This is a genomic window from Pedococcus sp. P2_D9 (genome assembly GCF_056404275.1).
In genome coordinates this window covers 575,306-588,774 of the sequence record NZ_JBFUEI010000004.1, presented here as the reverse complement: position 1 = coordinate 588,774, position 13,469 = coordinate 575,306, and the positions used below count along the sequence as shown (strand labels likewise).

Annotated in this window: 12 protein-coding genes and 1 tRNA gene; 9 read left to right on the top strand and 4 right to left on the bottom strand. The window is 70.7% G+C overall.

Annotated features, from left to right (window positions below):
* The 3 genes from AC1DXJ_RS10135 to AC1DXJ_RS10125 all read right to left on the bottom strand — a co-directional run.
* The coding region (locus AC1DXJ_RS10135) for a 2-oxoglutarate dehydrogenase E1 subunit family protein (protein ID WP_477615617.1) at positions 1 to 240 on the bottom strand (240 nt) is incomplete at its 3' end.
* Between the two features lie 237 nt (positions 241 to 477).
* A complete protein-coding gene (locus AC1DXJ_RS10130; RefSeq protein ID WP_477615605.1) occupies positions 478 to 1,287 on the bottom strand; it encodes an ABC transporter permease in 810 nt (269 codons plus the stop codon).
* Positions 1,284 to 2,282: an ABC transporter ATP-binding protein gene (locus tag AC1DXJ_RS10125; protein ID WP_477615604.1), complete on the bottom strand. Its 999-nt coding sequence runs from the start codon at positions 2,280 to 2,282 to the stop codon at positions 1,284 to 1,286. The genes AC1DXJ_RS10130 and AC1DXJ_RS10125 overlap by 4 nt, the downstream gene beginning before the upstream one ends.
* Before the next feature lie 195 nt (positions 2,283 to 2,477).
* Between AC1DXJ_RS10125 and AC1DXJ_RS10120 the strand changes: the two genes are divergently transcribed.
* From AC1DXJ_RS10120 to AC1DXJ_RS10110, 3 genes are all read left to right on the top strand, one after another.
* Positions 2,478 to 3,869, top strand: a complete 1,392-nt coding sequence (locus AC1DXJ_RS10120; RefSeq protein ID WP_477615603.1) for a hemolysin family protein — start codon at positions 2,478 to 2,480, stop codon at positions 3,867 to 3,869.
* Positions 3,866 to 4,900, top strand: a complete 1,035-nt coding sequence (locus AC1DXJ_RS10115) for a hemolysin family protein (protein ID WP_477615602.1) — start codon at positions 3,866 to 3,868, stop codon at positions 4,898 to 4,900. Before AC1DXJ_RS10120 ends, AC1DXJ_RS10115 begins: the two co-directional genes overlap by 4 nt.
* Positions 4,901 to 5,030: 130 nt before the next feature.
* Positions 5,031 to 5,912, top strand: a complete 882-nt coding sequence (locus AC1DXJ_RS10110) for a hypothetical protein (protein WP_477636875.1) — start codon at positions 5,031 to 5,033, stop codon at positions 5,910 to 5,912.
* Between the two features lie 79 nt (positions 5,913 to 5,991).
* Here the strand turns inward: AC1DXJ_RS10110 and AC1DXJ_RS10105 are convergent.
* Positions 5,992 to 6,063, bottom strand: a tRNA-Arg gene (locus tag AC1DXJ_RS10105).
* A gap of 59 nt (positions 6,064 to 6,122) precedes the next feature.
* On the opposite strand from AC1DXJ_RS10105, the gene AC1DXJ_RS10100 reads away from it, so the two are divergent.
* The 6 genes from AC1DXJ_RS10100 (at position 6,123) to thrB (ending at position 13,206) form a co-directional block, all read left to right on the top strand.
* Positions 6,123 to 6,527: a response regulator gene (locus AC1DXJ_RS10100; protein ID WP_477615600.1), complete on the top strand. Its 405-nt coding sequence runs from the start codon at positions 6,123 to 6,125 to the stop codon at positions 6,525 to 6,527.
* Positions 6,528 to 6,537: 10 nt separating this feature from the next.
* On the top strand, positions 6,538 to 8,184 hold the full coding sequence (argS, locus tag AC1DXJ_RS10095; RefSeq protein WP_477615599.1) for an arginine--tRNA ligase: 1,647 nt from the start codon (positions 6,538 to 6,540) through the stop codon (positions 8,182 to 8,184).
* 3 nt (positions 8,185 to 8,187) lie between these two features.
* Entirely contained in the window at positions 8,188 to 9,624 is a 1,437-nt protein-coding gene (gene lysA, locus AC1DXJ_RS10090) for a diaminopimelate decarboxylase (protein WP_477615598.1), read from the top strand.
* A gap of 167 nt (positions 9,625 to 9,791) precedes the next feature.
* Positions 9,792 to 11,159 (top strand): homoserine dehydrogenase, encoded by a 1,368-nt coding sequence (locus AC1DXJ_RS10085; protein WP_477615597.1) that lies wholly within the window; start codon positions 9,792 to 9,794, stop codon positions 11,157 to 11,159.
* Positions 11,159 to 12,244 (top strand): threonine synthase, encoded by a 1,086-nt coding sequence (gene thrC, locus AC1DXJ_RS10080; protein WP_477615596.1) that lies wholly within the window; start codon positions 11,159 to 11,161, stop codon positions 12,242 to 12,244. Before AC1DXJ_RS10085 ends, thrC begins: the two co-directional genes overlap by 1 nt.
* Positions 12,244 to 13,206 carry a homoserine kinase gene (gene thrB, locus AC1DXJ_RS10075; RefSeq protein ID WP_477615595.1) on the top strand — a complete coding sequence of 321 codons (963 nt, stop codon included), beginning with the start codon at positions 12,244 to 12,246 and terminating at the stop codon, positions 13,204 to 13,206. Before thrC ends, thrB begins: the two co-directional genes overlap by 1 nt.
* The last annotated feature ends 263 nt before the right edge of the window (positions 13,207 to 13,469 follow it).

The following is a 13,469-nucleotide window of genomic DNA, read 5'->3' as shown; positions in this document are numbered from 1 at the left end:
AGCCTGGGCAGCGGGCGCGGCGGGCGCGGTGGGCGCCTGGGCGGCGGGAGCTGCCGGAGCCGACGCCGGGGACCCGTTGGGCCCGGATCCGTTCGCGGTGTCGTCGCCCGGCTGGTAGCCCGCACCGGGCTGGTAGTCCTCGAACAGGGACCACCACACCTTGTCGACGGAGTTCTTGTCGTTCTTGTACTGCTCATACAGCTCGTCCACGAGCCACTCGTTCGGCCCGAAGGCCGACATGGGGTCGTTGGTCGGGGACTGGTCGGGCACGGCGGATACGCCTCTTTCGTAGCGTCGACAATGACGGGCAATGGGTGTTCCCAGCCTAGCCCCGCCCGCCGTGCCGTGCGGAGGCGGGCAAGACTTTCCGATGGGCTCGTCACCACGCGCCCGAACGACCGCCCGTCGACCAGCGGCGGGTATGCCGCGGGGCCGGCTCCCGTGGTGGGAACCGGCCCCGCGGCATACCTGCGTGGTCTAGCTGATGTCGCTGCGCACCGTGCGCCAGGAGCCGAACCCGGCCAGCACCGCGGCGTAGGCGGCCAGCACGAGGGCACCGGCCCACCACGCGAGCGGCTTCACGGCGTTCTCCCCACCCTGGGTCACGCCGTTGACCATGGCCTGCGTGGCTGCGGACGGCAGGTACTGGACGATGTGGTCGCGACCCCAGTCCCAGAAGCTGAGCCCGAAGCCGGCCAGCGGCTCGACGATCCACGCGACACCGATCGAGATCAGCAGGGCGGCGACCTGGTTGGGGATGAGGATTCCCGCCCCGAGTCCGATCAGCGCCCACAGCCCGAGGACCAGCAGGCTCAGGGCCAGCGTCCGGAAGACCCCACCGGTCGGGAACGGCGCGAATCCCCGGGCATTGAGCACGATGGCGCCGGCGATGATCGACCCGGCCAACGAGATGAGGCCGTAGATGGCGCCGATGCCGAGCAGCGCGATGACCTTGGCGCCCATCACCCTGGCCCGCTTGGGCGTGCCCAGGAACGTGCTGGTGATGGTCTTGTGGCGGTACTCGCTGCCGATCTGGAGGACGCCGATCGTCAGGGTGAGCAGGTAGCCGATGCTCAGGCCGCTGGTGTAGACGCTGTTGGCGATCTGCTCGGGCGTGCCCGTGGGCGGGCCCTGACCGGCCGGGACGCTGGGGTCGGGAGCCTGGGTGAACAGGAATCCGAACAGCACGGCGAGGCCGGCTCCGGCGAGGAACATGGCGATGGCCAGGCCCCACCACATCCGGGTCGTGAAGAACTTGCGGAACTCTGCGCGGATCGCGGCGGTCATCCGTTCGCCCCTTCCTCTCCGGTGATGGCATCTCGCTCGGTCGCGGCGCCCTGTCCGATCGACGCGCCGTCGCCGAGGTTGCGGTTGGTGCCTTCGGTCAGCTCGAAGAACAGCGCCTCGAGGTCGGTCGTGGCCTGGCGGAGCTCGTAGACGGGGAGCCCGGCTCGCAGCGCCACGTCGCCGATGAGGCGCAGGTCGTGGGTCTCGGCGAGCAGGGCGCCGTCCTTGACCTCGCTGGTCACGTCGGCGACGCGCAGGGCTCCCGCGAGCGCGTCGAGGTCGGTGGTGCGCACGATCGCGTGGGCCTCGCCGTGCAGGTCCGCCATCGCGCCCTGCTTGACCAGCTTGCCGTTGTTGATGATGACCACGTCGTCGACCGTCTGCTCGACCTCCTGCAGCATGTGGCTGGAGATGAGCACCGTCTTGCCCTGGGCGGACAGGTGGCGCAGGAACCCGCGCAGCCAGCGGATGCCCTCGGGGTCGAGGCCGTTGGCGGGTTCGTCGAGGATCAGCACCTGGGGGTCGCCGAGCATCGCGGCCGCGAGGCCGAGCCGCTGGCGCATGCCCATGGAGTAGCCGCCGGCGCGCTTCCGCGCCGCTGCCGGGATGCCGACGAGCTCGAGCATCTCGTCGACCCTCTGGGCCCCCACCCCGGCGGTGTCAGCCAGCACCCGCAGGTGGTCGCGTCCGGTGCGGCCCGGGTGGAAGTTGGTGGCCTCCAGCGCCGAGCCGACGACCGCCATCGGCTGGGTGATGTCGTGGTAGGCGAGGCCGCCGATCGTCGCCGCGCCGCTCGACGGCTTCACGAGGCCGAGCAGCATGCGCAGCGTGGTGGTCTTGCCCGCGCCGTTGGGCCCGAGGAAGCCGGTGATCCGGCCGGGCTCGACGCTGAAGGACAGGTTGTCGACGGCGGTGAAGGTGCCGAACCGCTTGGTCAGGTCGCGCACCTCGATGCGGGTGCCGTCGCTAGGCCTGCTCGCTGTGGTCGTGGTCATCGTTCCCCCGGGTTGAGTGGCATGCGCTCATCCTGCCAACTGACGTGGGGGGAGGGTCAACCGGGTTGTCGGGTCGACGCGTTGCCGGGCCCCGCGCCCCCGCGTGAGGTATGCCGCGGGGCCGGCCCCGCGGCATACCCCGCCGTCGCCGGCGAGTCGGCTGGGACGCGGCCCGGACCTTAGGATGTCCGCACTATGACCGAATGGTTGCTGGTCCTGACCGGCGTGGGTTTGACGATCGGCACAGCCATCTTCGTGGCCACGGAGTTCTCCCTGGTCGCCCTCGACCGGCCGACGGTGCAGAAGGCGGTGGACGCGGGGGACGCGCGAGCCGAGGTGGTCCTCGGGTCGCTGCGACGGCTCTCGACCCAGCTCTCAGCGGCCCAGGTCGGCATCACGCTGACCACGCTGGTCCTCGGGTTCCTCGCGACACCCTCGCTCGGTGCGCTGCTCGAGACGCCGCTGAAAGCGTTGGGGCTGAGCGGTTCGACGCTCGACTCGGTGGCCGCCGGACTGGCGCTGCTGATCGCGACGCTGTTCTCGATGGTGTTCGGTGAGCTCCTCCCGCAGTTCCTCGGCATCTCCGCGCCACTGGCCACGGCCAAGATCGTGGCGATGCCGGTGCGGGGGTTCGCGCTGGTGGCCCGCCCCCTGATCTTCGTGCTCAACGGCTCGGCCAACCTGTTCCTGCGCGCGCTGGGCATCACACCTCGCGAGGAGCTGTCCGGTGCCCGCACACCACAGGAGCTCGCGTCGCTGGTGCGACGCTCCGCCCAGGCGGGGACGCTCGACCCGGGCACCGCGCGGCTGGTCACCAAGTCGCTGGACTTCGGTGAGCAGACCGCCGCCGACGTGATGAGCCCGAGGGCCAGGGCCTCGTCGATCGAGCGCACCGCCACCGCCGAGGACGTGGTGCGGCTGGCCCGGCGCACGGGCCACTCGCGTTTCCCCGTCACCGGCGAGGACTGGGACGACATCGACGGCGTCGTGCACGTCAAGCGCGCCATCGCCGTGCCGCACGAACGGCGTGACGACGTGCCCGTGTCGGCGCTGATGGTGCCGCCGCTGCTCGTGCCGGAGACGATCCGGCTCGACCCGCTGCTGCTGATGCTGCGCGAGCACGGACTCCAGCTGGCCATCGTCGTCGACGAGTACGGCGGGACGGCCGGCATCGTCACGTTGGAGGACGTCGTCGAGGAGATCGTCGGCGAGGTGTCCGACGAGCACGACGTCTTCCGCACGACCGGCCGCGAGTTCACCGACGGGTCGTGGACGGTGCCCGGGCTGTGGCGACCAGACGAGGTGCGCGAACGCCTGGGAGCGGTGGTCCCGGACGGACCTGCCTATGAGACGACCGGTGGCTTCGTCATGGCCGAGCTCGGCCGGATCCCCGTGGTCGGTGACACCGTGCGGATCCCCGGCTGGGAGATCACGGTCCTCGCCATGGACGGCATGCGGGCCGACCGGCTGCGGTTCGTCCCGCTGGCGACCACCGAGGGTGGTGCCGACGGCGAGGTCGAGGGCAGTGCCGACGCTGGCTCTCGCGGCGAAGCACGTCCGGTCGGCGACAGCCAGGTGGAGTCGTGAGCACCGGCGCCGTCTGGGTCACCATCCTGCTGCTCCTGCTGAACGCCTTCTTCGTGGGTGCGGAGTTCGCCGCGATGTCGGCTCGACGCTCCACCCTCGAACCCCTCGCCGCCTCGGGGTCGCGCCGGGCCCAGGTCTGCCTCGACGCCCTCGAGCAGATGGGATCGCTCCTGGCCTGTGCCCAGCTCGGCATCACGGTGTGCTCGGTGCTCCTGGGCGCCATCTCCGAGTCTGCCCTCCACCATGCCCTCGAACCCGTCGTCCACCACCTGTCCCTGCCCGACGGGGTCACCGACGGCGTGGCCCTCGCCCTGGCCCTGCTGGTCGTCGTCTACCTGCACGTCGTGGTCGGCGAGATGATCCCCAAGAACCTCGCGCTGGCCGGACCCGAGCGCTCGGCACTGATCCTCGTGCCCGTCCTGCTGTTCGTCACCAAGGCGCTGCGTCCGATCATCTGGGTCATGGAGGCCATCGCGAAGTCGCTGGTGCGACTGTTCGGCGTTGAGCCCAAGGACGAGATCACGTCGGCGTTCACGGTCGAGGAGGTCGAGCACATCCTGGCCGAGAGCAGGCACGAGGGGCTGATCGAGGAGGGCCAGCACGGCCTGGTCGGCGCTGCCCTGGAGTTCAGCGACAAGGACGCGGTGGACGTCGCCGTGGCGCTGGAGGACCTGGTGACGCTGCCGTTGACGGCAACCCCTGACGACGTCGAGCGACTCGTCGCCAAGCGGGGCTTCTCGCGCTACCCCCTGCTGAACCGGGCCGGAGAGCTCACCGGCTACCTCCACCTCAAGGACGTGCTCTACGCCGACGACACCGAACGCGACATCGCCGTCCCGGTGAAGCGGGTCCGCAAGCTCGCGACGGTGCAGGCCGCCGACGAGGTCGAGGAGGTGCTCCGCACGATGCAGCGCACCGGCGCGCACCTCGCGCGGGTGGTCGACCCCGAGGGCCGTGACATCGGTGTGGTCTTCCTCGAGGACGTCATCGAGGAGCTGGTCGGCGAGGTCACCGACGCCTCCCAGCGCTGACCTCCACCTGCCCGGTCGAGTGGTCAGGAACTCACTCTCCTGAGCCGGTCGGCCGTCGATTTGTGGCCTCTCGCGAGGTATCTGTGGATGACGAGGCACGAAGGCACGCGGCATACCGCACCCTGAACGCATGCCGCGCATCCCCATCCCCGTGGCCCTGCGGGGTGGAGCCTTCACGGTGGCCCAGGCCAGGGCGGCGGGCCTCGGGGCGAGTCGCCTCGGAGGGCCGGACGTGAGTCGACCCACGCACGGAGTCCGCTCCCTGGCGACGCCCGAGACCTTCCGGGACCGGGTCGTCGCGACCCGAGTCGCGCTCCCCTCCGATGTTGCCTTCTCCCACCTCACGGCTGCCCGGTTGTGGGGGCTCCCTCTGCCGCGTGAGCTGGAGGACGGTCCGATCGACGCCATGCGGGCGACCTCGGTGGCGCGGGTCCGCCGGCGCGGCTGCGTCGGAAGGCGCGGATTGGAGTCCCGGGCGACCACCAGGAACCACGGCCTGCTCCTCACCTCGCTCGAGGACACGTGGTGCGACGTGGGCGAGACCCTCGAGCTGGATGACCTGGTGGTGGTTGGCGACGCCGTGGCGCGGCGGCTCGCAGACGTGACGCCGCTGCGCGATGCGCTCCTGCGGCGGGTACGGCCGAGGGGCGCCGTCGCGCTCAGGGCAGCCCTCGGACTGGTCCGGGTCGGCTCTGACTCACCCATGGAGTCCCGTTGTCGACTGGTCTTCCATCGGGCCGGCCTGCCGGAGCCGGAGCTCAACGCCGTGATCACCCACCCCGGTGGTGGCTTTCTGTGCCGGGCCGATTTCGTCTGGCGTGAGCGGCGCGTCCTGGCCGAGTACCAGGGCAGCGACCACTTCGAGTCGTTCCGCCGTGGAGATGACGACATCTCGCGACGGCTGCTGCTCGAGGACGACGGCTGGAAGTACGTGGAGATGACCAAGCGTGACTACTACAACGCAGCGAGACGGGCCGGGCTGCTGGCCAGGCTCGCGGCACACCTGGTCTGACGCGCGGGCCCATGACGAGAGGCCCGGAACTGACGTCCAGCGATGGGCTGGACATTCGTTCCGGGCCTCTCGACCTGTGTGCCCCCGGCAGGATTCGAACCTGCGCCACCGCCTCCGGAGGGCGGTGCTCTATCCCCTGAGCTACGGGGGCGGACACGTGCGCCCCGCGAGGGAGGCGCGAGCCGAGGTTAGCAGCCTAGGGTGGGCCCCATGGAACCAGGGGGACTGGTGTACGTCTGCGACGACACAGAGCAGATCAGGCGCCTCATACGGGTCAACCTCGAGCTCGAGGGCTACGACGTCCGCGAGGCGGCTGACGGTGCGCAGCTGGTKGACGAGCTGCGCGCGCGCACGGACGTACCCGGAGTCATCACCCTCGATGCCCAGATGAGTCCTCGCGACGGCTGGTGGGCGATCTCCCAGATCCGCGCGGACCCCCGCCTGGCCAACGTCCCGGTCATCATGGTGACGGCTTCCGTCCAGCAGCACGACCGGGTGCAGGCCGAGGGGTCGGGGCTCGACGCGTTCGTGTCCAAACCGTTCGACCCGGACTACCTCATGAAGCTCGTCGGCGGCTTCATGGCCGAGGGCAGGGCACACCAGCCCGCGCCCTAGACTTGCGCGGGTGACTCCCGAAGAGCTCTCCGCAGCCATCCGCGCCGCCCTGGTCGAAGCCGTCGCCGCCGGCGACCTCCGCGTGGACGTGCCGGCGGAGGTTCGCGTGGAGCGACCCCGCAACCGCGACCACGGGGACTGGTCCACCAACATCGCGCTCCAGCTCGCCAAGGGCGCGGGTATGCCGCCGCGAGACGTGGCCACCCCGCTCGCCGAGCGCCTCGGCCAGGTGGCCGGCGTGAAGGCCGTCGACATCGCCGGCCCCGGTTTCCTCAACATCACGCTCGACGCGTCATCGGCCGGCGAGCTCGCCCGGTCCATCGTCGAGGCCGGTCAGGCCTACGGCCGCAACGACTCCGAGGCGGGCCACGTCATCAACCTCGAGTACATCTCGGCGAACCCCACGGGGCCGCTGCACCTCGGTCACACCCGCTGGGCCGCCCTCGGTGACTCGATGCACCGGCTGCTGCTGGCCTCCGGGGCCGACGTCAAGGCCGAGTACTACATCAACGACGCCGGGGCGCAGATGGACAAGTTCGCCGGGTCGGTGCTGGCGCGGGCCAAGGGGGAGCCGACCCCTGAGGGTGGTTATCCCGGCGCCTATGTCGACGACCTCGCGGCGCAGGTGCTCGCAGCCCAGCCGGACCTGCTCGAGCTGCCCGAGGACGAGGCGTTGGCCGTGACCCGGGCCGTGGCCTACCGGGCCCAGCTCAAGGACATCCAGGACACCCTCACCGACTTCGGCGTCACGTTCGACGTGTGGTTCTCCGAGGCCGAGCTGCACGCTTCGGGTGCGGTGGAGCGGGCCGTGGATCGCCTGCGCGAACAAGGGCACGTCTTCGACAAGGACGGTGCCATCTGGCTGCGCACCACGGACTTCGGCGACGACAAGGACCGCGTGCTCGTGCGCGCCAACGGGGAGCCCACGTACTTCGCCGCGGATGCCGCCTACTACCTGAGCAAGAAGGACCGCGGCTTCGACGAGAAGATCTACCTGCTGGGCGCCGACCACCACGGCTACATCAATCGGCTCAAGGCGATCGCGGCCTGCGCGGGCGACGACAAAGAGCACAACATCGAGGTCCAGATCGGCCAGCTGGTCAACCTCGGCGGCGCCAAGCTGTCCAAGCGGGCCGGCAACATCATCGAGCTGCGCGACCTGATCAACTGGATCGGGACCGACTCGATCCGCTACTCCCTCGCCCGCTACCCCGCCGACAGCCCGCTGTCGCTCGAGGGGGAGGAGCTGCGCAAGCAGACCAACGACAACCCCGTGTTCTACGTGCAGTACGCCCACGCCAGGACCTCCAACGTGGCGCGGCTCGCCAACGAGGACGGGGTGCTGCGGCAGGACGGGTTCGACCCGTCCCTGCTGACCGACCCGACCGAGGCGTCGCTGCTGGCGATCCTCGGCGACTTCCCGCGGGTCGTGGCCCACGCAGCCCACCTGCGTGAGCCGCACCGGGTCGCCCGCTACCTCGAGGACCTCGCGGGGCACTTCCACAAGTGGTACGACACGTGCCGCGTGCGGCCGATGACCGCCGACGAGGAGCTCACCGACGTCCACCGCACCCGGCTGTGGCTCAACGACGCCACCCGCCAGGTCTTGGCCAACGGACTGGACCTCCTGGGGGTCTCCGCACCCGACAGGATGTAGCCCATGCGCGCTCACGAGGCTGGAGCCCTCCACGCCGAGGGATACGGCGGACCGCCGCACTGGCTGCCGTGGCCCACCGACGTCATGGAGCTGCTGCCGCAGCTCTGGCCACAGACGATCGGTCGTGATGCGCAGGGCCGGCTGACCGTCGGTGGGCTCGACGTGGTGAGCATCGCGCGCGAGTTCGGCACCGCGGCATACGTCGTCGACGAGGAGGACTTCCGCGCCCGGGCGCGGGCCTTCCGCGACGAGTTCGCCGAGCCGTTCGCGGAGCTCGGCGGGGTCGACGTGTTCTATGCCGGCAAGGCGTTCCTGTGTACCGAGGTGGCACGGTGGGTGGCCGACGAGGGCCTGTGCCTCGACGTCTGCTCGGGTGGTGAGCTGGCGGTGGCGCAGCGGGCGGGCTTCCCTGCGGAGCGGATCGGGTTGCACGGCAACAACAAGTCGGTGGCCGAGATCCGCCAAGCACTGGACTACGGCGTGGGACGGATCGTCGTCGACTCGTTCGAGGAGATCGACCGCGTCGCCGACGTCGCCGGCGAGCTCGGCGTCCGGGCCCCCGTCATGGTGCGCGTCACGGTCGGGGTCGAGGCGCACACCCACGAGTTCATCGCCACCGCCCACGAGGACCAGAAGTTCGGCTTCTCCCTGGCGGGGGGCAAGGCTGCCGAGGCGGTCAGCCGCATCCTCGCGCACGGCGACCGGCTCGAGCTCCTGGGACTGCATTCCCACATCGGCAGCCAGATCTTCGACACCGCAGGCTTCGAGGTCTCGGCCCGGCGCCTGATCGGGTTGCATGCCGAGGTAGCGAGAGAGCACGGCCTCCACCTGCCCGAGCTGGACCTCGGTGGCGGCTACGGGATCGCGTACACCACCGAACACACCCCGCTGTCACCCCGCGAGCTGGGTGAACAGATGGCCGACCTCGTCCGGCGCGAGCTCAAGGCGGTCGGCGACGGGAGTCCTGACACCCCCACGCCGAGGATCTCGATCGAACCGGGACGCGCCATCGTGGGCCCGAGCACCTTCACGCTCTACGAGGTCGGCACGGTCAAGGACGTCGATCTCGGCGGGGGGATGGCCCGCACGTACGTCTCGGTCGACGGCGGGATGAGCGACAACATCCGGACCGCCCTCTATGACGCCGACTACTCCTGCACGCTGGCCAGCCGCCGCTCGGACGCCGCGCCACGGCTTGCCCGCGTGGTCGGCAAGCACTGCGAGAGCGGCGACATCGTCGTCATGGACGAGTACCTGCCTGACGACATCACCGCGGGCGACCTGATCGCCGTCCCCGGCACGGGCGCCTACTGCCGCTCCATGGCCAGCCAGTACAACCACACCCCGCGACCCCCGGTGGTCGCCGTCCGCGACGGTCGGGCCCGGGTCCTCGTCCGCCGCGAGACCGTGGAGGATCTGCTGGCGCTGGACGTTGGCTGACGAAGGATTGGCGCGGATGGACGCGGCAGCGACAGTTCGTCCGGATGACGGAACAATGAGCGTCCACACCGTGGACACCGGCACGATGGCCGGGATCCGGGCACGATGGCCTGGATCCAGCAGCAGGCCCACCAGGGCGCGAGGAGCACGCAGTGAGGGAAGTCAGCGTGAGTGAGAGCGAGCAGGCAACGGCCGAGCGGCCGCTGAGGGTGGCACTGCTCGGGTGCGGTGTCGTCGGCTCGTCCGTGGCCCGGATGCTCACGCAGCACTCCGACGACCTCGCGGCCCGTGTGGGTCGGCCCCTCGAGCTGATCGGCATCGCGGTGCGCCGGGCCGGCAAGGACCGCTCCGACCTGCCCGTCGATCCCGCCCTCTTCACGACCGACGCCGAGTCGATCATCACCTCCGCCGACATCGTCATCGAGGTGATCGGGGGCATCGAGCCGGCCAGGACCCTCATCGAGCTGGCCATGAAGAACGGCGCCTCCGTGGTGTCCGCCAACAAGGCGCTGCTGGCCGAGGCGGGTCCCGCCCTGTACGCCGCCGCGGCAGAGCACGGCGTCGACCTCTACTACGAGGCCGCGGTCGCCGGGGCCATCCCGATCCTGCGGCCGATCCGCGAGTCGCTCGCCGGCGACGACGTGCGCAAGGTGCTCGGCATCGTCAACGGCACCACCAACTACGTCCTCGACAAGATGGACTCAACGGGCATGGGGTTTGCCGAGGCCGTCGAGCAGGCGCAGGCGCTCGGCTATGCCGAGGCCGACCCGACAGCCGACGTCGAGGGCTTCGACGCCGCCGCCAAGGCCGCCATCCTCGCCTCGCTCGCCTTCCACACGCGCGTCTCCAGCGACCAGGTCTACCGCGAGGGGATCACCGAGGTGTCCGCTGCGGACATCCAGGCCGCACGCGAGATGGACTGTGTCGTCAAGCTTCTCGCGATCTGCGAGCGCACCGAGGTCGTCGGCGCCGACGGCAGGCTCGCGCCCGGCGTCAGCGTCCGGGTCCACCCGGCCATGATCCCTCGGTCGCACCCCCTCGGCGGTGTGCGCGATGCCTTCAACGCGGTCTTCGTGGAGGCCGATGCGGCCGGCCAGCTGATGTTCTACGGCAAGGGTGCCGGAGGTGACCCCACCGCCAGCGCCGTGCTCGGTGACGTGGTGGCCGTGGCCCGGCACCGCGTCGGCGGCGGTCGTGGCCCCGGCGAGTCGGCCTATGCCGACCTGCCCGTGCTCGACATGGGTCAGGCCCTCACGAGGTACCACATCAGCCTCGACGTGGCAGACCGCCCGGGCGTCCTCGCCCAGGTCGCGACGGCGTTCGCCGAGCACGGCGTGTCGATCGAGACGGTCCGCCAGCACCTCATCGCCGCCGACCCGGACAGCCCCGACGGCGACGCCGCCGAGACCCGCGCCAACCTCATCGTCGTGACGCACATCGCCCCAGACGCCGCCCTCGCGGCGACCGTCGAGGCCCTCGCCGGGCTCGACACCGTCCGCGAGGTCGTGTCGGTCATGCGGGTCGAGGGGGAGTGATGGCCGGGCTGTGGCGCGGGGTGATCCGCGAGTATGCCGATCGGTTGCCGATGCTCCAGGGCGCACCTGTGGTGACGCTCCAGGAGGGCGGCACGCCGCTGATCCCCGCGGAGCACCTGTCCGAGCTCACCGGGGCACAGGTCTTCGTGAAGTACGAGGGACTGAACCCGACGGGGTCCTTCAAGGACCGGGGGATGACGGCGGCGATCTCGCTGGCCGCAAAGCACGGCGCCAAGGCCGTGATCTGCGCGTCGACCGGCAACACCAGCGCCAGCGCGGCGGCCTATGCCACCAAGGCGGGCATGGCCTGCGCGGTGCTCGTCCCCGACGGCAAGATCGCCATGGGCAAGCTCAGCCAGGCGATCGCGCACGGCGCGACCCTGCTCCAGGTGGACGGCAACTTCGACGACTGCCTCACGCTGGCTCGCAAGCTGGCCGAGTCCTATCCCGTCGAGCTGGTCAACTCGGTCAACCCCGCGCGGATCGAGGGCCAGAAGACCGCCTCCTTCGAGGTCGTTGACGCGCTCGGCGACGCCCCCGACATCCACTGCCTCCCGGTGGGCAACGCGGGCAACATCACCGCCTACTGGAAGGGCTACCGCGAGTACCACCGCGGCAGCGAGCAGCCCGGCCCGGCGACGAGGCTCCCGCAGATGTGGGGCTTCCAGGCGGCCGGCGCCGCACCCATCGTCCTGGGACATCCCGTCGACGACCCCGACACGATCGCCACGGCGATCCGCATCGGCAACCCCGCGTCGTGGAAGCAGGCCGAGGCCGCCCGCGACGAGTCCGGCGGCCGCATCGAGTCCGTCACCGACGAGCAGATCCTCAGCGCGCACCGGATCCTCTCGGCGCGCGAGGGCATCTTCGTCGAGCCCGGCTCGGCGGCGTCGGTCGCCGGCCTCCTGCAGGCTGCCGAGGCCGGACACGTCCCCGCCGGTGCCACCATCGTCTGCACGGTCACCGGGCACGGGTTGAAGGACCCGCAGTGGGCGCTCAGGAACGCCGACGGCTCCGACGTCACCCCGACGCGGGTGCCGGTGGACGCCTTCACGGCCGCGCAGGCCCTGGGGCTGCAGGACTGATGGGCGAGCTCCTCGCCGGCAGCTCCGTGCAGGTGCGGGTGCCGGCCAGCAGCGCGAACCTGGGGCCGGGCTTCGACTCGGTCGGGCTGGCCCTCGGACTCTGGGACACCTGCGTCGCGACCGTGACCGACGAGCCAGGCGTGCGGGTCGACGTCGAGGGCGAGGGCGCCGACGAGGTCCCCCGCGATGCCAGCCACCTGGTCGTCTGCGCCATGCTGCGGGCGTGGGAGGAGCTCGGCACCCAGCCTGCCGCCGGACTGCACCTGCAGTGCCGCAACGAGGTGCCGCACGGGCGCGGACTGGGGTCCTCCGCCACGGCGATCGTGACCGGAATCGTTGCGGCACAAGCACTTCACGACGTATGCCGCGGGGTCACCGATCCGCCCGACCTCACCTTCACCAACGACCTCGCGGCCCGCCTCGAAGGGCATCCGGACAACTCGTCGGCGTCGGTGTACGGAGGTCTCACGCTGTCCTGGGCCGACTCGCCCGAGGGCGGCACCCAGACCCTTCGCCTCCAGCCCCATCGCGACGTGCGTGCGCTGGTGCTCGTCCCCGCGGCCCAGCTGTCCACCGCGAAGGCACGGTCGGTCCTGCCGACCCACATCCGGCACGGTGACGCCGCCCTGAACTCGGCCCGCGCGGCCCTGCTCGTCCAGGCGTTGACCAGCCAGCCGGCATACCTGCTGGCGGCGACCCGGGAGTGGCTGCACCAGGAGGCGCGCAGGGACTCCTTCCCGGCGTCCATGGCCGTCGTCGACGAGCTGCGCGACCGCGGCCACGCAGCCGTGATCTCGGGGGCCGGACCCTCGGTGCTCGTCCTCACCACCGACGACCGGGTGTCCGCCATCGCCGGGGAGGCTGGCGACTCGTGGCAGGTCCTCGACCCGGGCATCCCGGAGACAGGTGCGCAGGTCAGGCGCCTGCGACACGGAGGGGACATTCTGGGCAGTCGGGACTGACGCAAGCGCCAACGGTGTTACATTGGGTGCGCACTCGCAGCCGATGCCTCCTCTTGCGCATCCAGCAGCGAACTGCACCCACCACATGTCGGCGGCCTTCGTGCTGCCACGCCTCCCTGTGCTGCATGTGGCTCCATCGGTCAGCACTTCTGACCCAAGCACCGGTCCGGGATCTGAACACCGGACCGCGAACGAGGGGGAAGGATCCTTCGTGACAGACACCACCACTCTCGACTCTGCGGGTTCGCAGGACGAGAAGCCGC